Origin of the sequence: Mesorhizobium sp. M2A.F.Ca.ET.043.02.1.1 (assembly GCF_003952405.1) — a bacterium.
GTDB lineage: Bacteria > Pseudomonadota > Alphaproteobacteria > Rhizobiales > Rhizobiaceae > Mesorhizobium.
In genome coordinates this window covers 1,143,186-1,167,112 of the sequence record NZ_CP034445.1, presented here as the reverse complement: position 1 = coordinate 1,167,112, position 23,927 = coordinate 1,143,186, and the positions used below count along the sequence as shown (strand labels likewise).

Annotated in this window: 25 protein-coding genes; 15 read left to right on the top strand and 10 right to left on the bottom strand. The window is 64.6% G+C overall.

Going from position 1 to position 23,927, the window contains the following annotated elements:
• Positions 1–65 precede the first annotated feature (65 nt).
• Positions 66–1,730 (bottom strand): Na/Pi cotransporter family protein, encoded by a 1,665-nt coding sequence (locus EJ068_RS05490; RefSeq protein WP_127252863.1) that lies wholly within the window; start codon positions 1,728–1,730, stop codon positions 66–68.
• Positions 1,731–2,090: 360 nt separating this feature from the next.
• Here EJ068_RS05490 and EJ068_RS05485 point away from each other — a divergent pair, with 360 nt between their 5' ends.
• From EJ068_RS05485 to EJ068_RS05460, 6 genes are all read left to right on the top strand, one after another.
• Positions 2,091–2,456: an RcnB family protein gene (locus tag EJ068_RS05485; RefSeq protein ID WP_127252862.1), complete on the top strand. Its 366-nt coding sequence runs from the start codon at positions 2,091–2,093 to the stop codon at positions 2,454–2,456.
• A 136-nt stretch (positions 2,457–2,592) separates the two neighbouring features.
• Positions 2,593–4,542, top strand: a complete 1,950-nt coding sequence (dnaG, locus tag EJ068_RS05480) for a DNA primase (RefSeq protein WP_127252861.1) — start codon at positions 2,593–2,595, stop codon at positions 4,540–4,542.
• 428 nt (positions 4,543–4,970) lie between these two features.
• Entirely contained in the window at positions 4,971–6,998 is a 2,028-nt protein-coding gene (rpoD, locus tag EJ068_RS05475) for an RNA polymerase sigma factor RpoD (RefSeq protein ID WP_126081757.1), read from the top strand.
• A 199-nt stretch (positions 6,999–7,197) separates the two neighbouring features.
• Complete coding sequence (locus EJ068_RS05470) at positions 7,198–7,491, top strand: GYD domain-containing protein (RefSeq protein WP_042646984.1); 294 nt, start codon at positions 7,198–7,200, stop codon at positions 7,489–7,491.
• A 63-nt stretch (positions 7,492–7,554) separates the two neighbouring features.
• Positions 7,555–7,935 (top strand): DCC1-like thiol-disulfide oxidoreductase family protein, encoded by a 381-nt coding sequence (locus EJ068_RS05465; protein WP_189342113.1) that lies wholly within the window; start codon positions 7,555–7,557, stop codon positions 7,933–7,935.
• Positions 7,936–8,049: 114 nt separating this feature from the next.
• Positions 8,050–8,712, top strand: a complete 663-nt coding sequence (locus EJ068_RS05460) for a PadR family transcriptional regulator (protein WP_128315209.1) — start codon at positions 8,050–8,052, stop codon at positions 8,710–8,712.
• A 79-nt stretch (positions 8,713–8,791) separates the two neighbouring features.
• Here the strand turns inward: EJ068_RS05460 and EJ068_RS05455 are convergent, their stop codons facing one another.
• Both EJ068_RS05455 and EJ068_RS05450 read right to left on the bottom strand, forming a co-directional pair.
• Positions 8,792–9,052, bottom strand: coding sequence for a YiaA/YiaB family inner membrane protein (locus EJ068_RS05455; RefSeq protein WP_040996673.1), 261 nt, complete (start codon positions 9,050–9,052; stop codon positions 8,792–8,794).
• A gap of 43 nt (positions 9,053–9,095) precedes the next feature.
• Entirely contained in the window at positions 9,096–9,773 is a 678-nt protein-coding gene (locus EJ068_RS05450; RefSeq protein WP_127252859.1) for a PspA/IM30 family protein, read from the bottom strand.
• Between the two features lie 171 nt (positions 9,774–9,944).
• Between EJ068_RS05450 and EJ068_RS05445 the strand changes: the two genes are divergently transcribed.
• Entirely contained in the window at positions 9,945–10,586 is a 642-nt protein-coding gene (locus EJ068_RS05445; RefSeq protein ID WP_127252858.1) for a TetR/AcrR family transcriptional regulator, read from the top strand.
• A gap of 49 nt (positions 10,587–10,635) precedes the next feature.
• A complete protein-coding gene (locus tag EJ068_RS05440; protein WP_126081762.1) occupies positions 10,636–10,929 on the top strand; it encodes an HlyU family transcriptional regulator in 294 nt (97 codons plus the stop codon).
• A 38-nt stretch (positions 10,930–10,967) separates the two neighbouring features.
• Here EJ068_RS05440 and EJ068_RS05435 read toward each other — a convergent pair whose 3' ends face one another.
• The 4 genes from EJ068_RS05435 to EJ068_RS05420 are packed head-to-tail and all read right to left on the bottom strand — an operon-like array spanning position 10,968 to position 14,953.
• Entirely contained in the window at positions 10,968–11,900 is a 933-nt protein-coding gene (locus EJ068_RS05435; protein WP_127385978.1) for a 3-keto-5-aminohexanoate cleavage protein, read from the bottom strand.
• 35 nt (positions 11,901–11,935) lie between these two features.
• Positions 11,936–12,766, bottom strand: a complete 831-nt coding sequence (locus tag EJ068_RS05430; protein WP_127253897.1) for a carbohydrate ABC transporter permease — start codon at positions 12,764–12,766, stop codon at positions 11,936–11,938.
• Complete coding sequence (locus EJ068_RS05425; RefSeq protein ID WP_127385979.1) at positions 12,766–13,701, bottom strand: sugar ABC transporter permease; 936 nt, start codon at positions 13,699–13,701, stop codon at positions 12,766–12,768. Before EJ068_RS05425 ends, EJ068_RS05430 begins: the two co-directional genes overlap by 1 nt.
• A 1-nt stretch (position 13,702) precedes the next feature.
• Positions 13,703–14,953 (bottom strand): extracellular solute-binding protein, encoded by a 1,251-nt coding sequence (locus EJ068_RS05420; protein WP_127252573.1) that lies wholly within the window; start codon positions 14,951–14,953, stop codon positions 13,703–13,705.
• 174 nt (positions 14,954–15,127) lie between these two features.
• On the opposite strand from EJ068_RS05420, the gene EJ068_RS05415 reads away from it, so the two are divergent.
• From EJ068_RS05415 to EJ068_RS05405, 3 genes are all read left to right on the top strand, one after another.
• Complete coding sequence (locus tag EJ068_RS05415; RefSeq protein WP_245463346.1) at positions 15,128–16,021, top strand: BadF/BadG/BcrA/BcrD ATPase family protein; 894 nt, start codon at positions 15,128–15,130, stop codon at positions 16,019–16,021.
• A 22-nt stretch (positions 16,022–16,043) separates the two neighbouring features.
• Complete coding sequence (locus EJ068_RS05410) at positions 16,044–17,063, top strand: SIS domain-containing protein (RefSeq protein WP_127252575.1); 1,020 nt, start codon at positions 16,044–16,046, stop codon at positions 17,061–17,063.
• Between the two features lie 151 nt (positions 17,064–17,214).
• Positions 17,215–18,390, top strand: a complete 1,176-nt coding sequence (locus tag EJ068_RS05405) for an ROK family transcriptional regulator (RefSeq protein ID WP_127252576.1) — start codon at positions 17,215–17,217, stop codon at positions 18,388–18,390.
• Between the two features lie 78 nt (positions 18,391–18,468).
• Here the strand turns inward: EJ068_RS05405 and EJ068_RS05400 are convergent, their stop codons facing one another.
• Positions 18,469–19,107 (bottom strand): FMN-dependent NADH-azoreductase, encoded by a 639-nt coding sequence (locus tag EJ068_RS05400; RefSeq protein WP_127252577.1) that lies wholly within the window; start codon positions 19,105–19,107, stop codon positions 18,469–18,471.
• Positions 19,108–19,223: 116 nt separating this feature from the next.
• Between EJ068_RS05400 and EJ068_RS05395 the strand changes: the two genes are divergently transcribed.
• Positions 19,224–20,171: a LysR family transcriptional regulator gene (locus EJ068_RS05395; RefSeq protein WP_127252578.1), complete on the top strand. Its 948-nt coding sequence runs from the start codon at positions 19,224–19,226 to the stop codon at positions 20,169–20,171.
• Here the strand turns inward: EJ068_RS05395 and EJ068_RS05390 are convergent.
• Positions 20,113–20,739, bottom strand: coding sequence for a TetR/AcrR family transcriptional regulator (locus EJ068_RS05390; RefSeq protein WP_127252579.1), 627 nt, complete (start codon positions 20,737–20,739; stop codon positions 20,113–20,115). The genes EJ068_RS05395 and EJ068_RS05390 overlap by 59 nt on opposite strands.
• 66 nt (positions 20,740–20,805) lie before the next feature.
• Here EJ068_RS05390 and EJ068_RS05385 point away from each other — a divergent pair, with 66 nt between their 5' ends.
• Positions 20,806–21,231, top strand: coding sequence for a VOC family protein (locus EJ068_RS05385; protein ID WP_126081772.1), 426 nt, complete (start codon positions 20,806–20,808; stop codon positions 21,229–21,231).
• Between the two features lie 11 nt (positions 21,232–21,242).
• Here EJ068_RS05385 and EJ068_RS05380 read toward each other — a convergent pair whose 3' ends face one another.
• On the bottom strand, positions 21,243–22,190 hold the full coding sequence (locus tag EJ068_RS05380; RefSeq protein WP_127252580.1) for a trypsin-like peptidase domain-containing protein: 948 nt from the start codon (positions 22,188–22,190) through the stop codon (positions 21,243–21,245).
• 160 nt (positions 22,191–22,350) lie between these two features.
• Between EJ068_RS05380 and EJ068_RS05375 the strand changes: the two genes are divergently transcribed.
• Entirely contained in the window at positions 22,351–23,226 is an 876-nt protein-coding gene (locus tag EJ068_RS05375; protein ID WP_127252581.1) for a S1C family serine protease, read from the top strand.
• Positions 23,227–23,234: 8 nt separating this feature from the next.
• Positions 23,235–23,879, top strand: a complete 645-nt coding sequence (locus tag EJ068_RS05370) for a helix-turn-helix transcriptional regulator (RefSeq protein WP_127252582.1) — start codon at positions 23,235–23,237, stop codon at positions 23,877–23,879.
• The last annotated feature ends 48 nt before the right edge of the window (positions 23,880–23,927 follow it).

Sequence of the window (23,927 nt, the reverse complement as noted above, 5' to 3'; positions counted from 1 at the left end):
ACCACGCCCGGCGGACGCGGCAATGGAGAAATTGTCGATACCGCTTTAGCTTTTCTTGAGCGGTCTCAGCTCGCCTTCAGCCGCGAGCCGCCGAGCAGGCCGCGCTCCTCGAGCACCGGATAGGCGATCGAGGCCAACAGCGAGTTAATCTGCTTCAGGTCGCGGATGGTGTCGAGGTGGATCGAGCTGGTCTCGACGCTCTTGGCGGTGCCTGCGCGCAGGCGCAGGAAATGGCTGGCGCTGGTTTCCTTCTCGCGCTCGCGCAAAAGGTCTTTTTCCAGCACCAGTTGGCGCGCGGTCTCGGGGTCGCGCGAGACGAGCACGTTGAAGGCAAGCCGCGCATTGGCAAGCACGGAAGAGTGGAAGGCGCAAAGCTCCTGCCAGCCCTCCGGCGTGAATTCCAGGCCGCGCTCCAGCTTCTTCCTGACATGCACCAGCATGTTGCGCACGATGATGTCGCCGACCTGTTCCAGCTTGACGCAGGCGCCGATCAGTTCCTGGCAGCGCAACGCCTCGTCCTCGGTCAGCGGGTTTCGGGTGACTTTGGCTAGGTAGAGCTTGATCGCGGCGTGCTTCCGGTCGACGCGGTCGTCGAGCGCGGCAAGCGCCTTGATCTTGGCGGGGTCGGCATCCTCATAAAGCTCGATGATGCGCTTCAGCATGATCTCGACCGTCTCGCAAACCCGCACCACCTCGCGCGTAGCGTTGGCCAACGCCTGGCTCGGCGTATCGAGGGCGCTCTCATTCAGCGCCGACAGCTCCACGATCTCGAGCGTGGCGGCCGGCTGCGGCGTGCTGCCCAGCGCCACGATCTTTTCGGAAGCGCGGTAGACGAGGCCGGCCAGCGGCAGTCCGGCCAGCAGGATCAGCACATTGAACAGGATGTGGGCGTTGACGATCTGATCGGGCGCGCTTCTGCCGAGGAAGCCGACATCCGGCTTGAAGGTCATGATCAGGACCAGCATGATCAGCGAGCCGAGGCCGCGCATCAAAAGATTGCCGACCGGCACGATGCGCACCTCGCGCGGCGCCGACCGCGTCAGCATCGGCGCAATCAGCGACGAGCCGAGATTGACGCCCAGCACCAGCACGACGCCCAGTTCCGGCGTGATCAGCCCGCGGCCCGCCAGTGTCGCCATCAAAAGCACCGCGGCGATGCTCGACTGGAACAGCCAGGTGACCAGCGCGGCTAACAGATAGGTGGTGATGGAGTCGCCCGAGAAATAATTGATGATCAGCGGCATCAGCTGGCTGTTGCGCAGCGGCTCCGACGCCTGGCCGATCATCTCCAGAGACAGGATCAGCAGGCCGACGCCGATCAGGATGCGGCCCGTCTGCCGCCAGTCCCGCCGCTCGGTGGCCATGAACATGACCGTGCCCGCGATCAGGCAGAGCGGCACCAGAAGCGTCAGATCGAAGGTGAGCAGCTTGGCCACCAACGCCGAGCCGATCTCGGCGCCGCGCACAGCCAGTTGTCCGGCGGCGCCCGAAACGATGCCGGCGCCGGCGAAGGAGCCGACCAGCAGCGTCACCGCGGTTGAGCTCTGCAGCGCGACCGCCAGGCCGCAGCCTGTGAGCACCGCCATGACCGGATTGCGCATGGTGGCGCGCAGCCTGTGGCGCAGCACGTCACCATAGGCGCGCTCGACCCCTGTCTTCACCATGCGGGTGGCGAACAGCATCAGCGCCACCGCGCCGGCAAGGTGCAGGAGGACGACGGAGCCGCTCACAGCCAACCCCGCGGGGTAGCTCTGGCAGCGCGGAGAGAGGTACGAATCTTAGCCATCTCGAGGCCTGGAAATACACCAATTAAGATTAGCCGGGTAATAGATTTTGTAATGCGGGGATCGTCTCCGCTCGACGGCGCATGTCGGAAATGAACGGAAAAGGCATTGGTTGCATGCGCCTGGCGGCTGCGCTTCGCTTCATGCTGCCCAACGCTTGGCGGCGTGGCCGGGGAAATCCGCAGCGTTGTTGAAGCGGCTTGAGCAAGCATCGGAAATCATTACAGAATTGTAATTCTAACGTTCAGTTTCGGTTCATCCGCTGGCGGTTACTCCTGCGTCTATCGACAACAAGGAGTATCGACCATGAAGCGTCTCATACATTCCGCCGTCACCGCCTCGATGCTGGCCGCCTCGGCCTTCTCCGGCCAGGCCGCGCCGCTCGTCCAGCCGAGGGCGCCGCAGTCGAATTACACGCAGGTCGACTGGCAGAAGCCCGGCCGGCATGTCGACAAGCGGGTCGTCGTGAAGAAGAAGGTCGTAGTTAGGCGCAGCCACTGGCGCAATGGCCAGAAGTATTCCAACTGGAGGCGCCACCAGCCGATCCGCGACTGGCACCGCTACGGCCTGCGCCGCCCGGGCCCCGGCCAGGAGTGGATCCGCGTCGGCAACGATTATGTGCTGGTCAGCATCCTTTCCGGCATCATCTTCGGCGCCATCGCCGCGCGCTAATCCCGGCAACCCGGAAATTCAGAAGGCGGCCATCCGGCCGTCTTCTTTTCGTCTGTGAAAAGCGGGTACGATGGGCCCGACAGAGTCGCAGCGCCCGGCCGGCTTGATTATATGGAGGGCAAACGAGCTTTCTTAGATGCGCTTTCCGCCCGCCTTCCTCGACGAGATACGCGACCGCGTCCCGATTTCATCGGTGATCGGCACGCGTGTCGCGTGGGACAGGAAGAAGACCAACGCGTCGCGCGGCGACTATTGGGCCTGCTGCCCGTTCCACGGCGAGAAAAGCCCGTCCTTTCACTGCGAGGACAAGAAGGGCCGTTATCACTGCTTCGGCTGCTCAGTGTCGGGCGATCACTTCAAGTTCCTCACCGAGCTCGACGGCATGAGTTTCCCCGAGGCGGTCGAGAAGATCGCCGAAATGGCCGGCGTGCCGATGCCGGTGCGCGATGAACGGGAAGAACGGCGCGAGAAGGAGCGCGCCAGCCTGACTGAGGTGATGGAGATGGCGACCGCCTTCTTCCAGGAGCGACTGCAGAGCGCCGACGGTGCCAAAGCCCGTGCGTATCTCAGGGAGCGCGGACTGACGTCGGCCACGCAGCAATCGTTCCGGCTGGGCTACGCGCCCGATAGCCGTAACGCGCTCAAGGAGCATCTCGCCGCCAAGGGCGTGCCGAAGGCCGATATCGAGGCCTGCGGCCTGGTGCGGCATGGCGACGACATTCCGGTTTCGTATGATTGGTTCCGCGACCGCATCATGTTCCCGATCCCGGATTCGCGCGGCAAGATCATCGCCTTCGGCGGGCGGGCGCTGGCGCCCGATGCCTTGGCCAAATACATGAATTCGCCCGACACCGAGCTCTTCCACAAGGGCAACGTGCTCTACAATTTCGCCCGCGCCCGCAAGGCTCTCGCCAAGGGCGGCACGGTGATCGCGGTCGAAGGCTATATGGACGTCATCGCGCTGGCGCAGGCCGGCTTCGAGAATGCCGTGGCGCCGCTCGGCACCGCGCTCACCGAAAACCAGCTCGAGCTGTTGTGGCGCATGGCGCCCGAGCCGGTGCTTTGCTTCGATGGCGACCAGGCCGGGCTAAAGGCGGCGTGGCGGGCGGCCGACATGGCGCTGCCTTCGGTCCAGCCGGAACGTCGCGTGCGCTTTGCGCTGCTGCCCGATGGCAAGGACCCGGACGATCTGGTCAGGGCCGATGGGCCGGATGCGTTCCGCGCCGTGCTTTCGGAGGCGCGGCCGCTTGTCGACCTTTTGTGGATGCGCGAGACGGCCGGCGGTGTTTTCGACACACCCGAGCGGCGCGCGGGGCTGGAAAAGACAGTGGGAGAACTCGCCGGCCGTATCCGCGACGAAAGCACGCGCTACCAATATCAGCAGGAAATGCGCGAGCGGGTGCGGAGCTTCTTCGGCTCGCAACGCGCGGTGCGGCAGGGCCATGGCGGACGCCCCGACGGCCGGCCGGGCGAGCGCGGCAGGGGTTCGGCGCCAGGCGGGGCGTTTGGCCGGGGCGTTGCCGGCGGGCGCGCCGCGATCACCGAGAGCCTGGGCCGCTCGGCGCTGGTCAAACGCGCTGGCGAGGGGATGTCGGTGCGCGAGGCCACGATCATCGTGGCTCTGGTCAACCACCCGGCGCTGATCGACGAGAATTTCGCCCATGTCGAATTTCTCGACCTCGCCAATTCGGATCTGCGCAAACTGCACGCGGCCATCCTTGATGCCATGGCGCATGACGCGGCCGACGAGCGCGGCGCGGTCATCGCCACCATCGAGGGCGCCGGCTGCGGCGGCATCTGGGAGCGGGCGGTGGAACTGATCAAGCGGGCGCGGCAATGGCCGGCACTCGAAACCGCCGCGCTCGACGATGCCCGCGACGCCTTCAACCAGGCGATGCACTTGCAGCGCAGCGCCCGCACCTTACATAGGGAGCTGAAACAGGCGCAGGCGGCGCTCGATGCAGACCCTTCGGACGAAAACTTCCGGCATCTCGTCGAGATTCAAGCGCAATTCAACGATGTGCAGGCAACGGAAGCGCTGATCGAAGGGTTCGGCGTTTCATCGGGCAGGGTTGGCCGCGTCTAGGGCCGAACGCCACCCATTGGAAGTGAGTGGAAATGCGCAGCGCGTCGAATCGACGCCTCTAAGTCGGGTAATTGATTCGCTTTTTTCATGCGAATCATGCCAGAGGCGCTTGACCTTCTGGCAGATTGGCGGAATCAGGACGATTCGAAACGTTAACCGTGCCCCGGCGTCGGCGGGAAATTTGAGCGATGTGAGGTGCCGGTGACGGCTGGACAGGCAAAACGCCTGCTCCAGATATCAGGGTTAATCTGGACTTAATGCATGTCGCCCAAAAGTGAAAACCGGTTTGGGGCAAACGAGATGCAAAAAACAAAAGAGATGACGCGGTTGCCGGGCCGGTAAAAAGCATTCCGGTACGAGCACGTCCGGCGTAACCGGTCCGACAGTTTACGCGGCCTCGATATTGGGCCGCTTGGAGACGACAAAGAATGGCGACAAAGGAAAAGGAAGAGGTCGAGACCGAACGCGAAGGCGCCACCGATGGCCCTCTGCTCGACCTTTCCGACGATGCTGTCAAGAAGATGATCAAGGCCGCGAAGAAACGCGGCTATGTCACGCTCGACGAATTGAACGCGGTGCTGCCCTCGGAAGAGACGGATCCGGACCGCATCGAAGACATCAATGCGATGCTCAGCGACATGGGCATCAACGTCGTCGAGGATGACGAGCAGGGCGAAGAGGCCGAGGCCGAGCCCGCCGGCGACAGCGAGGAAGACGCCAACGAGCTTGCCGAGCAGACCGGCACCGCCGTTGCCGCCACGACCACCAAGAAAGAGCCGACCGATCGCACCGACGATCCGGTGCGCATGTACCTGCGCGAGATGGGCTCGGTCGAGCTTCTGTCGCGCGAGGGCGAAATCGCCATCGCCAAGCGTATCGAGGCCGGCCGCGAAACGATGATCGCGGGGCTGTGCGAAAGCCCGCTGACCTTCCAGGCCATCATCATCTGGCGCGACGAGCTCAACGAATCGAAGATCCTGCTGCGCGAGATCATCGACCTCGAGGCGACCTATGCCGGCCCGGAGGCCAAGCAGGCACCGGTGGTCGAACGTGTCGAGGAATCGCCCAAGCCGGACGAGAAGCCGCGCGGCCGCGCGGCGGCACGCGAGGAAGAAGACGACATCACCAATGTCGGCGGAGACACGCGCGGGCTGGAGGAAGAGGAAGACGACGAGGACGAGGCCAGCCTGTCGCTGGCCGCGATGGAAGCGGAACTGCGCCCGCAGGTGATGGAGACGCTCGACGTCATCGCCGACACCTACAAGAAGCTGCGCAAGCTGCAGGACCAGCAGGTCGAGAATCGTCTCGCCGCCGCCGGCACGCTGTCGCCCAGCCAGGACCGCAGGCTCAAGGAGCTGAAGGACCAGCTGATTAAGGCGGTGAAGTCGCTGTCGCTCAACGCGGCGCGCATCGAGGCGCTGGTCGAGCAGCTCTACGACATCAACAAGCGCCTGGTGCAGAACGAGGGCAAGCTTCTGCGGCTCGCCGAGAGCTATGGCGTGCGCCGCGAGGAATTCCTCAAGGAATATCAGGGCTCGGAGCTCGATCCGAACTGGACCCGCTCGATCGCCAATTTGACTTCGCGCGGTTGGAAGGAATTCACCAAGAACGAGAAGGACACGATCAAGGAGCTGCGCGCCGAGATCCAGAACCTCGCCACCGAAACGGCGATCTCGATCCTGGAATTCCGCAAGATCGTGAACCAGGTGCAGAAGGGCGAGCGCGAGGCCGCGATCGCCAAGAAGGAAATGGTCGAGGCGAACCTGCGTCTCGTCATCTCCATCGCCAAGAAATATACCAACCGCGGCCTGCAGTTCCTGGACCTCATCCAGGAAGGCAATATCGGCTTGATGAAGGCGGTCGATAAGTTCGAATACCGTCGCGGCTACAAGTTCTCGACCTACGCCACCTGGTGGATACGGCAGGCCATCACCCGCTCGATTGCCGACCAGGCGCGCACCATCCGCATTCCGGTGCACATGATCGAGACGATCAACAAGATCGTTCGCACCTCGCGCCAGATGCTGCACGAGATCGGCCGCGAGCCGACGCCGGAGGAACTGGCGGAAAAGCTCGCCATGCCGCTGGAAAAGGTACGCAAGGTGCTGAAGATCGCCAAGGAGCCGATCTCGCTCGAAACGCCTGTGGGCGACGAGGAGGATTCGCATCTCGGCGACTTTATCGAGGACAAGATGGCGATCCTGCCGATCGACGCCGCGATCCAGGCCAATCTGCGCGAGACGACGACGCGGGTGCTTGCCTCGCTGACGCCGCGCGAGGAGCGCGTGCTGCGCATGCGCTTCGGCATCGGCATGAACACCGACCACACCCTGGAGGAAGTCGGCCAGCAGTTCTCGGTGACGCGCGAACGCATCCGCCAGATCGAAGCCAAGGCGCTGCGCAAGCTCAAGCATCCGAGCCGGTCGCGCAAGCTCAGAAGCTTCCTCGACAGCTGATCCGCAGGTCAGACAAGCAAATCCAAAGGGCGCCTCGGGCGCCCTTTGGCGTTTCCGGCCCCTTTCATGCCGCCTTGCCGCACCTGCCCGACAGGAGGATAATTCCGTTGTCGGATGCATTTGTGGGCGACAAGCCGGATGCCCGCCCCGGCGCCGGTCGTACGGCGTCGCGCTCCGTGGCTCCCGGGGGAGGTATGCCATGACAACCTACATCGTGCTTATCAACTGGACCGAGCTGGGCGCCAGGAATGTGCGGGAGTCGCCAAAGCGGCTCGATGCCGCCAAGAAGCTGCTGGGCGAAATGGGCGGATCGTTCAAGTCTTTCTACCTGACGATGGGCGAATGCGACATGGTCGCCATCGTCGAGGCACCGGACGATGCGGTGCTCGCCCGCTTCGCGCTGCTGCTGTCGTCCGGCGGTAACGTCAAGACGCGGACGATGAAGGCGTTCCCGGAATTCGCCTATCGCGAGATCATCAGTTCGCTGGGGTAGGCGGCTGAAGCCGGGACCGGCGCGGCTGTTGCGAAGCCGCGCCACATTCCCGATAGTCGCGCCATGCCCAAGCCTTTGCTGACCGTCTGGTACAACACACGCTGCCCGGTATGCGATGCCGGCATCAGCCGCCAGAAGCGGCGGCTGATCGAGGCGGTCAAGGCGGGCAGCGTCGCATTCCGCGACATCAATTTCGAACCTGAAGCCCTTTCGGCCTTCGGCGCCTCGCTCGAGGACATCCGGCGGCGCCTGCACGCGACCGATAGCGAAGGCCAGCTGCTGGTCGGCGCCGACGTGGTGATCGCGGTCTGGCGGCTTACGCCGGGCGAGGGGTGGCTGGCGAGCTTGTTCGGCAATGTGGCAACGCTGCCGCTGACGCGCATCGCCTATGACCGTTTCGCGGACCTTCTCTACGCCTGGAACCGTCTTAAGGGCCGCTGGTAGGCGGAATGCCATAGGCTTGGCGCCTCCTGCGATACATCGTAAGATATATCTTGACTCGACGAGGAGTGTGCCTTACTTAAGATGTATCGTAAGATATAACTCAAGGAGTAATTCATGCACAGGCACGATCAATCCGGGCATCATTTCGGCGAGCGAATGTTCATGCATATGGCCGGCAAGTTCGGCGGCCGCGGTGGCGGCGGCTTTGGTCCGTTTGGGGGCAGGGGCGGCGGGCGCGGCGGCCCGGGCGACATGTTCCGCGCCGGCCGGATGCTCGCCGACGGCGATCTCAAGCTGATCACGCTGTCGCTCTTGGCCGATGCGCCGCGCCATGGCTACGATATCATCAAGGCGCTGGAAGAGCGCACCAGCGGCGTCTACAGCCCGAGCCCGGGCGTGGTCTATCCGACGCTGACCTTCCTGGAAGAGGCGGGTTATGCGGTGTCGTCCAGCGAAGGCAACAAGAAGGTGTTTTCCATCACCGAGGCCGGCAGGGCGCATTTCGAGGAGAACCGCGAGATGATTGACGGCGTGCTCGACCATCTCGAGCGCTTCGGCCGCAAGATGGCCGCGGCGCGCGAATGGTTCGGCTGGGGCGACGACAAGGATGAGGGGCGCCGCGGCCGTTCGGAAAAGCGCGACCAGTTCCACGCGCTGCGACATCGTCTGCGCGCCGCGCTCGGCGACATCGCCGACGCGCCGGAAGACAAGCAGGCCGAGGCGATCAGCATCCTCGAAGACGCCGCCGAGGCGATCGAGGCGCTGGCGCGGCGCTAAGCCATTTTCATAAGAGCAGCCAAAAAGCCCGGAGCGATCCGGGCTTTTTGCATTCAGTCAGCGATCGATAGAGCAAGGACTATTCCTTGCCGACATATTCGCTGATCAGCTTCTCGTTGCGCGCCTTCTCGATCTTGGCGGTGGTCTCGGCCGCGATCCGCTCGTCGGTGCGATATTTGACCAGGTTCACCAGGCTGCCGGTAAGCAGGAGGACGCCCATCGCCCAGTAGCCCTTGGTCGAAAGGTCGACAGGCGCCAGCCACAGCGACAGGCCGAGCATGAAATAGGCGGCGCCCACCGACACGGTGTTGAACAGGATATAGGTCTGATTGCCGTTCATCGTATTGCTCCTTGGAATTTGATCTGTTTTTCGGAAAGCGGGTTCAGTTCAGGGATTTGAGGCGCGCCAGGACGTCCTCGGCGCGCACCTTGGTGGCCGGTCCATGGCCTGCCTCAGCGAGGCGCTCGCGGATCGCCTCGTGGCGCAACTCGCCATCGATCTCGTCGAGAATGCCGGCCTCCTCGAACGGGTCACTGCTGTCCTTGATGCGGGCCAGCAGTTCCTCCGCCTCGTTGATGCTCGCCGTGCGGCCGATCGAACGGTTGAGGCGCGACTGCGCCTTGCGCTCGGCATCGATTGCTCGGGCCGAGATCATGCCCTGGCTGAGGCCGATGATGCGGCGATGCGCCTGTTCGACGGACAGGCGCATCCGCAAGGTCTTCTCGCCCAGGCTCTTCACGGTGGCGCGGCGCACCTCGCGCTCGTTCTCGAGCTCCGCGATCGCGGAGGCGCCGCCTTCTGCAAGCGCCTGGTTGTTGGCGGAAAGCGCGCTCAGCGTGCGGGTTTCCAGATCGGCGATGCGGCGGTCGAGCTGGTCGAGGCTGGTCTGCTCGGCACGCCGGCGCACGATCAGCGAGGCAAGCGTCTGCTTGGCGGCGGCGAGGCCCGCCTCCGCGTCGCGGATGCGCTGCGCCACAAGGTCGATGGCGAAACGGTCCTTCAGATTGTCCTCGGCCCGGGCGCTGGCGCCGTCCAGCAATGTCTTGATCAGGCTAAGCATTAGGTCTTCTCCCTGTTGATGTGAACTTTGTTCACGAAGCCAACATAACAGGAAATGAACATTGTTCAAGAACAATGTTGAACGCTGTTCATGGGCCGTGGGACATGGTAAACGCAGGCAGACAGGCTGAACGTGGCAGGCCGGCCACCTCACAGAGCGACAGGAAAGAGCATGGCGCTGGACAAGGAAGAAATGAGCGAGAAGGTGCTCGCCATCGCCGAGGCACTGCTCAATGAGGGCGGCGCCGAGAACCTGAAAGCGCGCACCATAGCCGAGCAGGCCGGCATTTCGGTTGGATCGGTCTACAACCTCTTTGCCGATCTCGACGAGGTGCACCGGGCCGTCAACATGCGGCTGCTCGACCGGCTCGGCGCGACAGGCCTCGCGGCCATGGCCGATCTCGAAAGGCAAGGGGTGACCGATGTCCAGCACCGCGTCCTAGCGATGGCGGCGGCCTATGTGCGCTTCGTCGAGGCGCATCCCGGCAGTTGGCCGGCGGTGCTTGCCTTCAACCGCCGCCGCGCGACGCGGCCGGGCCCCGATGCCTATGACGCGCTGCTCGACGCGCTCTTCGACATCGTCGCCGGCGTGCTCAAAGCAGGCGATTTCGGCCTCGACGACAACCGCCGCGCGCTTGCGGCCCGGACCTTGTGGTCAAGCGTGCATGGCATCGTGACCAGCGGCTATGTGGCCAATTCCAACAGCCGGCAGGCCGAGGAGATCTGGAATCAGATCGAGCTGCTGGTCGGCGTTTTCGTCAAGGGACTGGAACATGGCGGCGCATTCGCGCATGCTGAGACAAAGTCTGATTAAACAGGGCGCTGCGGATCTTCGACGCCCGCGTAAAATGGAGTTTCAAAAAATGTCTTTTCTGAAAAAGCTTTTCGGCGGCGGCAGCAGTGAGGCACCGGAGACCGGCAGCGCCAAGCCGGCCAAGCAGGTCGAGCACAAGGGATTCCTGATCAGCGCGACGCCCTACAAGGCCGAGGGCCAATACCAGACCTGCGGCGTCGTCTCGAAGGAAGTGGACGGCGTGCTGAAAGAGCACCGCTTCATCCGCGCCGACCGCTTCGCCGGGCTGGACGACGCCGTCGACATCTCGATCAAGAAAGGCATCCAGCTGGTCGACGAGCAGGGCGAGAAGATGTTCGGCTAGGCGCCGTAGCTTCGGCTGCGCCGGCCAGCTTCTTTCGATTAGAACGCGACCTTATCCCCGCCCTTGAGCTGCAGGATCTGCCGCGCCTCGTCGGGCGTGGCGATCGAGGCGCCGAGGCCTTCGATGATCTGGCGCACCTTGGTCACCTGCTCGGCGCTGGAGCGGGCGAGCTTGCCCTTGCCGATCCACAGCGAGTCCTCCAGGCCGACCCGCACATTGCCGCCGAGCGCAATCGCCTGCGTGGCGATCGGCAGTTGATGGCGGCCGGCGCCCAGCACCGACCAGTGATAGTCGTTGCCGAACAGGCGGTCGGCCGTGCGCTTCATGTGCGCGACGTCTTCCGGATGCGTGCCGATGCCGCCGAGGATGCCGAACACGCTCTGGACGAAGAACGGCGCCTTGACCAGGCCGCGCTCGACGAAATGCGCCAGCGTGTAGAGGTGGCCGATATCGTAGCATTCGATCTCGAAACGCGTGCCGGTGTCGGCGCAGGTTCGCAATATGTGCTCGATGTCGCCGAAAGTGTTGCGGAAGATGCGGTCGCGCGAGGATTCGAGATAGGGCCGCTCCCAATCATGCTCGAAGGTCTTGAACCGCTCCAGCATCGGGAACAGCGCGAAATTCATCGAGCCCATGTTGAGCGAGGCGACCTCGGGCGCAAAGACCTTCGCCGGCCTCACCCGCTCCTCCACGCTCATCGTCGCGGCACCGCCGGTGGTGATGTTGACCACGCAGTTGGAGCGCTGCTTGATGACCTGCAGGAAAGGCGCGAAGGCCTCGGTCGATTGGTCGGGGCGGCCGTCGACCGGATTGCGGGCATGGAGATGGACGATCGCCGCGCCCGCCTCGGCCGCCTCGATTGCGGCGGTGGCGATCTCTTCGGCCGTCACCGGCAGATGCGGCGACATCGATGGCGTATGGATCGAGCCCGTGACCGCGCAGGTGATGATGATCTTGTTCCAGTTCGCCACTTTTGATGCCTCGATCTCTTGGTTGTTTGAAGCGCCTATTTGACCGCGCCTTGCGTGATGCCGGAAATGAACTGCTTCGACAGCACGATATAGAGCACGGTAATCGGCAGCGCCGCCAGTGTCAGCCCGGTGAACAGCACCCCCCAGTCGGTGGTGAATTCGCCGACGAACACGGTCAGCCCTTGCGGCAGTGTCTTCAAATTGTCGGAGGTGATCAGGACCAGCGGAAAGAAGAAGTCGTTCCAGATCGGCACCGCGTTCTGGATCGCCACGATGACTAGCGCCGGCCGCGCCAGCGGCAGCATGATCGACCACATGATGCGAAGCTCGCTGGCGCCGTCCATGCGGGCGGATTCTTCCAGCTCGCGCGGCAAGGTGCGCAGGAAGCCGGTCATGATGAAGACGGCCGATGGGATGCCCATCGCCACATAGACCAGCACCAGCCCGAGATAGCTGTCGACGAGGCCGAGCGTGTCGAGCTGGATGAACAGCGGGATGATCGCCAGCTTCAGCGGCACCGTCATGCCGCTCAGGAAGAACATCAGCACCAGCGAGCTCAGCCGGAACCGGTAGCGGGCGATGGCATAGCCGGCGAGCGTGCTGAACATCAGGATCAGCGCGACCGAGGCGGCGGTGATGCCGACCGAGTTCGCCAGATAGCGGACGAAATTGGTCCCGGTCCAGACCTTCTCCAGATTGGCGGTCGAGAAATGCGTCGGCAGCGAAAGCGGCGAGGAAAAGATCTCGGGGTTTGTCTTGAACGACGAGGCCACCATGACGAACAGCGGATAGATCATGATGACGGCATTGACCGCCAGCAGGAGCTGGATGGCGCCGTTCCTGATCGTCTCGCCGCGATCCCGCATCACTGCTCGATTTCGCGGCGGCGCAGGTAGCGCAGGGCGATTGCCGTGACGCCGGCGACGAAGATGAACATCAGAACCGCCAGCGCGCTGCCCTGGCCGAAATCCTGGATGCCGGTGGTCGTGCTGCCGAAGGCCGTGCGGTAGAAATAGAGGCCGAGCACGTCGGTCGAGCCGCCCGGCGAACCGGTCAGGCCGGCCATGACATAGGGGATCTCGAACCAGTTGAAGCTGCCGATGAAGGTCAGGATGGTTACGATGGTGACGCTGGGCGCGATCAACGGCCAGACGATGTTGGTCATCAGCGCGTAGTCGCCGGCGCCGTCGAGGCGGGCGGCTTCCAGCACGTCCTTGCTGATGCGCTGCATGCCGGCAAGCAGCACCAATGTCGGGAAGCCCAGCCAGTGCCAGATGTTGGCGAAGAGGACGCTGCCGAGCGCGGTGTTTTCGTTACCGAGCCATGGAATGGCGCCGATGCCGACCAGGCCGAGCAGCCGGTTCACAAGGCCGAACAGCGGATGCAGGAACAGCTTCCACAGGAAGCCGACGATCACCGCCGACAGCACCACCGGCAGGAAAACGATGACCTGGTGGATGCGGTGGCCCGGCAGCGCCTTGAGCAGCGCGAAGGCGATCAGAAAGGCGGTGCCGTTCTCGAAGACCATCAGCGCCAGGAAGGCGATGACATTGTGCTTGAACGCATTCCAGGTCCAGTCGCTATAGGGCTTTTCGAACAGGACTTGGCGGAAGTTTTCGAGCCCGATGAAGCCGGATGGCCTGAGCCCGTTGAACTCATAGAAGGCGAAGCGGAAGGCCGACAAAAGCGGCCATAGCACGAACAGCACCATGACCAGCAGCGCCGGCGTCAGCAGCGCGGCAATCCAGAGCGACCGGCGCCATGCAAAAGGTTTCGCTGTGTGGCGCCAGCCGTCTGCCATCTCATTTGCCCTGGAACGGCTTGTACCATTTGGCGAGGCCGTCGGTGAGGTCGGCGGCAAGCTGGTCCGGCGTGATCGACCCCGACATCATCTTGGTGATGTCGCCCTGCAGCAATTCCGATCCCGTCGGCTTTTCGAAGCGGAAATAGACGACATTGATATGCGGCATCGCCGTCTCGTTCAACTTGGCGACGTGTGACAGAAGCTCGTCCTTGATGACGACGCCCTTGATCGGCGAGATGTTGCCGAGAAGCGCCGAGAACTTGTCGCCGAACTCCTTGGTGCCCATCCAGTTGACCAGCTTGAGCGCCGCTTCCTTGTTGGCCGACTTCGAATTGACCGCGTAGCCGCCGTCGAAGAATTTCGTGACTTGCGGCGTGTCGCCGGCCTTGGCCATAGGCGGGGTGACGAAGTCCATGTTGATGGCGGGGTTCTGCGACCGGTAGGTGGCGATGTCGAAGCTGCCGCCGGCGAGCATCGCCGCCTTGCCGCTCAGGAACAGCTGGCCGGCCGTCTCATAGTCGATGCCTTCGAAGCCGTCGGGCATATAGGGGCGCAGCTCGAGCAGCTTGCCGAGTGCCGCGACATAGCGCGGATCCTTGAAGGTGGTCTTGCCGCTGGTCAGGTCGCTGACGAAGTCGGGGCCAAGGAACGGGTTGGTGAAGATGGCCACGAACATTTCGTTGAACCAGCTGGTGCCCATGCCGTTAGCCAAAGGATAGATGCCCTTCTCCTTCAGTGCCTTGCTGACGGTGATGAACTCGTCCCAGGTGGTCGGCGGCGTCAGCCCGGCCTTGGCGAAGACGTCCTTGTTGATGAACAGGCCAAGCGTCTGCGAGGCGAAGGGCAGCGAATAGACCTTCTTGTCGGCGCGGTAGGTGCCGGACACCAGCGCATCCGCCGGCTGGTTGGCGAGCGAGGGTACGGTCGCCATGTCGAGCGGCTCGAAATAGCCGGCCTTTACGAATTGCTCGAGCCAACCATAGGCGTGCGTGTGAATGACGTCGCCGCCCTTGCCGCCCGCCAATGCCGTCGAGACGATGGTCGGGTAGTTCTCGTCCTGGAAGGACTCGAACTTCACGTGGATGTCTGGGTTCGCCTTGGTGAAGTCGGCGAAGAGCTCGTTATAGGCGGCCTTGTCTTCCTGGCGCCAGGTCCAGAACGAGATGTCGGTGGCATGCGCCAGACTTGTTGCAAATCCCCATGCGAAAGAGGCGGCCGCGAGGGCCAGGCCGATCCTTCTCCTGCTCATCTTCCTGATCTCCCATTCAGCGCTTCATGCGCTTGGACGGGGTTGATCAAATCATAGTTCTTGCCGTCTGGAAAGATAGTTTGTAAAGTTTCCTAACTAACGGAATTGCTGCATTGCGCGAAGCTTCGGCGCGCGCGTCTGGCGAAGGGAATGTGCGTGGATCGGAACCTGTTGGTGGGTGTGGACATAGGCGGCACCAAGACGCGCATCCTGGGGCGTCGCGGCGACACCGTGTTGTTCGACAAGACGGTTATCACCGACGAATGGCGGATCCGCCAGATGGAGGCCGACGCGCTGAAGCTCTCGGACATCGTCCTGGATTTGTGCGGCGGTTCAGCGCCTGCCGCGGTTGCCGTCGGCGCGCATGGCTGCGACACCGAGGAGCAATGCGGGCGCTTTCAGGCGCTGCTGTCGGCCAATCTGAAAACCAGCGTGCAGGTGGTCAACGATGCCGAGCTGATGGTGCCCGCCGCCGGCTATGATGATGGCATCGGCGTCGTGGCCGGCACCGGTTCGATCGCGGTTGCGCGCACGGCCGAGGGCAAAATGCTTGCCGCCGGCGGCTGGGGCTGGATCCTGGGCGATGAAGGAAGCGCGGCGGCGCTGGTGCGCGAGGCCGTCAAGGCGATCCGCCGCGCTCTCGATCGCGGCCAGGAGGGCGATCCGCTGATAGCGATGCTTATGCGCGAGATCGGAACCGACGACCAGACCAAGCTCGGCATCTTGCTCAACGAGACACGCGGCGCCGCTGCCTGGGGCCGCTATGCCAACGCTGTCTTCGATGCCGCGAACGCCGGTTCGCCGCTCGCTTCGCGCGTCATCGAGGAAGGCGGGGAGGGGCTCGCGGCGCTTGTGCAACTGCTGATCGAACGCGGCGCCGATGCGTCGCTGGTCGTCGCCGGCGGCGGCGTCATTGCCGAGCAGCCGATGCTGATGGAAGCTTTCGTCAAGGCGATGGCGTCCGTGTCGCCGGCGAGCCGCGTGGTCCTGCTGCGCGAGCCGCCGGTGATCGGCGCGGTGGCGTTGGCCGGACGCCTAATCGTGGGCAAGAAGCGTGGCAACGGCTGAGGGCGGATCGAGGAGCATTGACATGAAGCGTATCGGTTACCGCCCAGCGGTGTTGCGCCAGGCCGAAAGCCTGGAAATCGGAAGGCAGGCCGTGGCAAGGGCGCTCGATTCGCTCGACCTGTCAGGCTTTGCCGCCGGCACGATCGGCTTTGCCGGCATCGGCGCCAGCTATCAGGCGGCCCTCGCGGGCGCCTTCTATCTGCGCCAACTGGGTCGGCGGGGTTTCGCCTTCGTGCCGACCGAACTCTATGGCCGGACGGATGCGGCGGCGGATGCCTTTGTCGCCCTGTCGGCCTCCGGCCAGAGCCGCGAAATCGCCGATGTGATGCGAGAGGCGAAGGCCTATCCACGCCTTGCCATCTGCCGCGGCGCCGACAATCCACTGGCCGACATCACCGGCGCGGTGCTCGCCATGGAATCGGGCGCCGACAATGGCGCCAGTTCGACCGGCTATACAGGAACCCTGCTCGCGCTCGGCATGCTGGCCGACAAGATCGCCGGCGGCTCCTTCGACTGGGCGCAACTGCCGGAGGCGGTCGAGCGGCTGCTGGCCGATGGTTGGGAGAGCGCCGGTCGGGCGGCAAGGCTGCTTGGCGGTCGCGCCTCCATGGACATTGTCGGTACCCGTATCGGCTTTGCCAATGCGGGCGAGGCAGCGATGCTAATCCGCGAGGCGGTCCGGATTCCCGCCTCCGGCTGGGACACGCTGAACTATCTGCATGGCCCGATGGAATCGCAGGACGCGGCCACCAGCCTGATCGCCTTTGGCGAGGACCGCGAGGTCAAGATCGCGCAGGACGTCGCCGGCTTCGGCTGCCCCTCGGTGCTGATCACGCGACGGACCGATATCGCCGCCACGGAGAAGCTCGCAATCATCATCATCCCGGCGCTGGGCAATGCGATCGCGGACGGCATCCTGGAGATCATCGCGCTGCAGATGGTCGTCGCGGATATGCAGGATGCGGCCGGCCTGACCGACATCACCTTCCGCTACCGGCAAACCGATACAAAGCTGAAGCCCTGGTCGCCGACGGAACTTTAGTTCTCCGGGACCACAGAATTGTTCGCTCACCAGGGCGCGTTCGCGCAATCCGCCGAAACGCATCACAATGGCAATGGTCGCGGTTGATTCGTGATATGCGAGCCGGCGATTGGCCGAGCGCCGAGAGGATGAAGGCGGAACAACGTCGCAGATGGCTCCATCCGAAATCCCCAGCCTGACGGAAAGCGCCCGCGCCGTGCTGCGCCTGCTGGCCTCGCAGGGGCCAGTGACCCGGCCGAAGCTTGGCTCGATGCTGGAACTCTCCAAGCCGACCATGTCGGCCGCCGTTTCCGAACTCAGCGCGCTTGGCCTTGTCTCGTCGCGCGGGACGGAACGCGGCGCCATCGGGCGGACCGCCACCATCTATGGCATCGGCCCCGGCGCCGGCTATGTGATCGGCATCGATGTCGGCGCGGCACAGGTGCGCGCCGTCGCCTATTCGATGGATGCCCAGCCCCTGGCGACGGTGGAAGAGAGCATTCCGGACGGAGCGACCGTCGACGAGACCGGGGCGTTCATTCTTGCGGTAGCCAAATCGATCCCGGCCAAGGTCGGCAAGGCTTTTCGCACCTTACGCAGCATCGCGGTTGCGGTGCCGCGCATCGTCTCGCACAGCCGCCTCGGCAATGGCCAGGGCAACGGCCCGGGCGCGGTGCTCCACGCCCTTCGCCGCAAGATCGATGTGCCGATTATCCTCGAAAACAACGTCAACTGCGCGGCGATCGCCGAAAGGCATTTCGGCGCCGCGCAGGGTCACGAGACCTTTGCCTTCCTGCAGGTCGGCGTTCGCGTCGGCCTGGGCCTGATCAATGAAGGCCGGCTTTATCGCGGCGCCGGCGGCGCTGCCGGCGAAGTCGGCCGCATGCCGTTTCCGTGGTCGGCCAGCGAAGTGCCTTTTCGCGAGGGGCTTGAGCACTATCTCGGCTCGCGGGCGCTTGTCGAGCGCAGCCGACAGACCTGGCCGGCGGAAGAGGGGACCCCGCCGAATTCGGCCAAGGAATTGTTCGCGCTGGCACTGGCGGGGTCGCGGCCGGCCGCCGAGGCTGTCTCGCGCCATGCCGCCGATATCGGCCGGCTCGCGGCCGGCTGCATCGGCATGCTCGACCCGGGCCTGATCGTGCTTGGCGGCGGCGTCGGCCGCAACGCGTTGATGACGGCGGAGGTCGAGCGGGTGGCCGGCGAATTGGCCTGGCCGACGCCAATCGCGGTCAGCACGCTGGAAGATGTCGGAACCGCGCTCGGCGCCATGAAGCTGGCGCTGGATTACAGCCTTGGGCTGATCTTGCGCGAGGACCGCCATCCGGCCGTGGTGCTGCCGCCGCTGTAGGGTGGCCGGCTACCGGCGAAATGCAGAAAGAGGCAGGCGCTGGCGGGCGCCTGCCTCTTTCATCTCCAGCATAGGTGATCAGGCAGCCGCGGCGGCCTGGTTGGCGTTGGGGGCGGCGATCGCGTCGACCTTGGCGGTGGCCTTGGCGAGCGCGGCGGTCACGGCATCGGCACCCATGCCGACGCCCTCGACGCGGATCACTTCAACGTCGGTCATGCCGAGGAAGCCGAGCACGCTGCGCAGATAGGGTACCGCATGGTCCATCTGCACCGCGGCGCCTTCCGAATAGATGCCGCCGGAAGCTAGCACGATGTAGACCTTCTTGCCGGCGACAAGGCCCTTCGGACCATTCTCGCCGTAAGCGAAGGTCTTGCCCGAGCGGGCGACGTGGTCGACCCAGGACTTCAACGTCGAGGAGATGTTGAAGTTGATGAAGCCGGTGGCGAGGATGATCGTGTCGGCGGCGAAGACCTCATCGAGCACGGCGTCGGAAACGCCGACGACTTCGGCCTGGCGCGGCGTGCGCGCTTCGGCCGGCGTGTAGATGCCGGTGGCGTAGTCGGGGTCGATATGCGGCAGCGGATTGGCGACCAGATCGCGCACGACAAGCGTGTTGGACGGATCGGCGGCAACAAGCTTCTGGGCGAGATCGGTGGCGACGCGGGTCGAGTGCGAAGCGGCGCCACGCGGGCTGGAGGTAACGAGAAGAATAGACATGGCGGTGTCCCCTTGGGGTTGGATTTAAACTTTCCACGCCAATATGGGATTGCTGCTCCATCAGGATAACTGGTATAATATGTATACAATCCATCAATAAAGTGGATGGCATAGCCATGCAGCCGAACCCGACATTGGACCAACTCCAGATCCTGGTGGCAGTCGCCGATACCGGCAGCTTCTCAGCAGCAGGGCGCAAGCTCAACCGGGCGCAGTCGGTGGTGAGCTACGGCATCGCCAATCTGGAAGCGCAGCTTGGGCTGAAGCTGTTCGAGCGCGAAGGCGTGCGCGAGCCGCAGCTGACCGATGTCGGCAAGGCGATGCTGGAGGATGCGCGGCGCATGATCGGCGTGCTGCAGCGCATCCGCTCGCGCGCCGACGGCTACCGGCAAGGGCTGGAAGCGGAAGTGGCGATATCGGTCGACGTGACGCTGCCTTCGCCGGCGCTGGTGCGCGTGCTCAAGGCCTTTGAGGCGCAGTTCCCGGCGGTCATGCTGCGGCTTTATATCGGCTCGCTCGGCCTGATCGTCGACCAAGTCGTGAACGGCCAGGTGGATCTCGGCTTCGGCGGCCTGCAAGGCGATGCCGACGTCAATCTGCTGCGCATCGGCTTCACCTCCCTGGTGCCTGCGGCGGCGCCCGACCATCCATTGGCCAAACTGCCGAAGCCGGTCGGTGTCGAGGACCTGCGCGAGCACATCCAGCTTGTCGTCACCGACCAGTCGGAGCGGACGCGCGGGCGAGACTATGGTGTCTTTGCCTATCGCACCTGGCGGCTGACGGATGTGCGCACCAAGCATGCGCTGATGCGCGAAGGTCTCGGCTGGGGTGGCTTGCCGCGCTGGCTGATCGCCGACGACCTTGCCAGCGGCAGGCTGGTCGAGCTCGATCTCGAGCCTTACCGCGAAGTCCGCTCGCCGATGTATGCCATGCACCGCAATGACCGCAGCCCCAAGCCGGCGGCGACCTGGCTGATCGACGAGTTCAGGCGGCAACTCGGCTGCTTCAACGAGATGGAGCCAGGCCTGTGGGCGGAGGACGGACCGGAGTCAAGCCGTCCATGAGGGCGATCAGCACAGCACGATAGTCCTCGGCGGGCGCGCCGACCTCGATGGCCAGAGCCGCCCGGTCGAAGGCGGCGGCGAGCAGGGCGGTCAGCGCCTCGGCTGGCAATCTGGTCATCGCCTGCGCCCGCATCGCGGCGACCAGGCCTTCGCGCAGCGAGCGGTTGCCGTGGCGGTTGTCGATCTCGTCCATGGCTGCGCGGCCGAGCACGGCCGGCCCGTCGAGCAGCAGAAGCCGCGTGCGGCCGGGCACCCGCATTGCCTTGAGATAGGCATCCGATCCGGCGATCAAGGCTTCGCGCGCGGAGGGCGACGGCGGCGAGGCATGATCGATCTCGGCGGCCACGGTCGCTGCTTCCTGTTCGACGACCGCGGCGAACAGGGCCTGCTTGTCGGCGAAATGATGATAGAGCGCCCCGCGCGTCACGCCGGCTTCGGCAACGATCTCCGGCGTGCCGGTCTCGGCATAGGATTTTTCCGTGAACAGCTTTCGCGCCGCGCGGATCAGATCGGCGCGCGTCGCCTCGGTGCGGTCGTGGTTGGAGCGGCGTCCGGACTCTTGTTGCATACATGCAGCCTGTATGTTATTTGCATTTACATACAGACTGTATGTTGGGTGAGAGGAGAAGGAAAGATGAAGACGACCAGCTATTATCCGGTGCTGATGACGGACGATGTCGAAGGCACGGCGGCTTTTTATGTCGAGCATTTCCGCTTCAAGCCGCTCTTCAAAAGCGACTGGTATGTGCATCTGCAGTCGGCGGAGGATAGACGCGTCAATCTTGGCATCGTGCAAGGGGATCATGAGACGATCCCGCAGGAGGGGCGCGGACGAACGTCAGGCCTGCTGATCAATTTCGAGGTGCGCGATCCCGACTCCGTCTATGAGCGCGCCATCGCCGCCGGCCTGCCGATCCTGCGCAGCTTGCGTGACGAGCCGTTCGGCCAGCGGCACTTCATCACCAGGGACCCCAACGGCGTGCTGATCGACGTCATCAAGCCGATCCCGCCAAGCGAGGAATTCTTGGCGCAATATGCCGAGGGGATGGCGGGAAGCTAAGCCAGCGAGGCTTAGCTCGTCCGCGCTACCGGCGTCACCGCCACCTGGTTGACGCCGGTGCGGCGCACGACAGTGCAGAGCGTCTCGCGGCCGATGCGCTCGGCGTCGAGCATGCGCACGAGGTCGTCGACGCCGGTGACCGGCCGGCCGTCTATTGCCGCGATGATGTCGCCTTCCTTCAGGCCGGCCTTGGCGGCGGGGCCGTTCTTCTCGACGCTGCGCAGGCGCACCGCCGTGTTCGTGGTGACTTGCGACAACAGGGCCGCCCGGCGCGGCAGGTTGGTCGTGTCGGCAGAGACGCCAATGAAGGCGCGGCGCACGCGGCCGAAGCGGATGATTTCGGAGATGACGAAATTGGCGGTGTTGGAGGCGACAGCGAAGGCGATGCCTTGTGCGCCGTGGATCATGGCGGTGTTGACGCCGATCACCTCGCCCGCCGACGACACCAGCGGCCCCCCGGAATTGCCGGGATTGAGCGCGGCATCGGTCTGGATGACGTCGTCGATCAGCCGGCCGGTCGAGGCGCGCATCGAGCGGCCGAGCGCGGAGACGACGCCGGCGGTGACGGTCCATTCGAAGCCGAGCGGATTGCCGATCGCGATCGCGATCTGGCCGCGGCGCAGGCGCTTGGAGTCGCCGAGCGGCGCGACATCGGCGAAACTGCCGTCGGCGCGCACCAGCGCGATGTCGGTGTCGGGATCGCGGCCAAGCACGTGGCCTTCGCGCGAGGCGCCATCCGGCATGGTGACGCGCACGGCGCGCGCGTCGCCGACGACATGGAAGTTGGTGACGACCAGGCCATCCTGCGCGATGACGAAGCCGGAGCCGTGACCGCCGGCGCCAATGCGCTCGATGCGGCACACGGCCGGACCGATACGGTCGACAGCGTCAGCCACGGATGCCGAGTAGGCGTCGAGCAAACTGTCATCGGATGGAAGTTTTTCGGCTGCGAAAGCCATGGGCGTGTTCCCTCGTAGAATGATGACTATATGTGCGGAGCAGCCAGGGGCGCCGCGACCTGACCACATGGCCAGTCCGCCGGCCGACTAGCCGTCAGGCGAGTACCCGCGGCTGCGCTAGCGAGCGATATCTGGGTCACCGAACCCAGGAGACAGTCTTATGAGCGATTTCAACCTCAGTGCCTTTTCCGACGCGATTGCCGATGTCGCGGCCACAGCTGCGCCCGCGCTGGCGAGTTTCGTCACGCATCACCACCGCACCGCCAGCGCCTTCCACTGGCGCGACGGCTATTTCGTCACCGCCGAGGAAGTGGTCGAAGCCGGCGAGGAGATCGAATTGACGCTGGCCTCCGGCGAAACCGTGAAGGCAGAGCTGGCCGGCCGCGATCCGTCGACGGGCGTTGCGCTGCTGAAGCCCGCTTCCGGCGCTGCCGGTTTGCCGCAATTGGCGCAGGCCGATGCGGTGCGTCCCGGCAATCTGGCGATCGCCGTGGGCAACAGTGATGGCGCAGCGCTTGCCGTGTTCGGCACGGTCGGCGAGGTCGGGCCGGCGTGGCGCTCGATGCGCGGCGGCACGATCGACCAGCGTATCAACCTTGCCATCAACACCGGCGGTCGCTTCGAGGGCGGTCCGGTGCTCGACGCCAGGTGCGGGCTGATCGGCATGCTGTTGTTCGGACCGCGCCGGCGGGCGCTGGTCATGCCTTACGAGACGATCGAGCGCGCGATTGCCACGCTGCGCGAGAAGGGTCATGTCGCGCGCGGCTACCTCGGCGCCGGGCTGCATCCGATCCGCAACGGCGACACCAAAGGCGCCATGGTCATGAGCCTGGACGACAACGGCCCGGCCAAGGCCGCCGGCCTGCATGTCGGCGACATCGTCGTCGCCTGGAACGGCGAAGCCGTGCATGGCCCGCGCGAGCTGATCCGCAAGCTCGGGCCGGACAGCGCGGGTACCACCGTGACGCTTGGTGTTTCGAGCGGCGGCGCTGAGCGCGACGTTTCGATCACCATCGGCGAGAAGCCGCTGAGCTGAGAGGATTGATGGCAAGCAGCGCGGCACAAGTGATCGCACGACCGGAACCGTCAGCCCACCGGCTGACGGTGCTGGTGGCGCTCGGCGATGCCGAGCGGGCCGAGCAGCTTGCCGATGCGCTTGCCGCGAGTGACGATCTGCTGCCGACATTGGCCGGGAGCAGCACAGGCCAGCCAGCGGATGTCGCGGTGACAGACGATGCGGCCTTGGAAAGCCGGGCCATAGGCTCGACGATGCCTGTTGTGCTGCTGTCCCGCCGCAGCGGACACGAGCGGCTTCGCGGCAATGTGGTCGCCGTGCTGCCGTCGTTGGCCGATAGCCTGTTGATCGCCGCGGCGGCGCGGCTCGCAGCTTCCGGCTATCGCATCGACAGGGCAGGGCCATCGGAGGTCGCGCATGGCGATTTCCATGACGGGCTCGCTGAAGAGGACGTGACGGATGACAATCCGGCGCGTCCGGCCCTGTCGCCGCGCGAGGCGGAGGTGCTGGCGCTGCTCGCCGAAGGCGCCCCGAACAAGGTGATCGCCCGGCGGCTCAACATTTCGGTCCACACGGCGAAGTTCCATGTCGCCGCCATCCTGATCAAGCTTGGCGCCGCCAACCGGACGGACGCGATCGCGATAGCGATGCGGCAGGGGCTGGTGCTGGTCTAGGCCTTCCGGCACGACGCTGCGTAATCCGTCTTGCCCCTTGCGCCACGG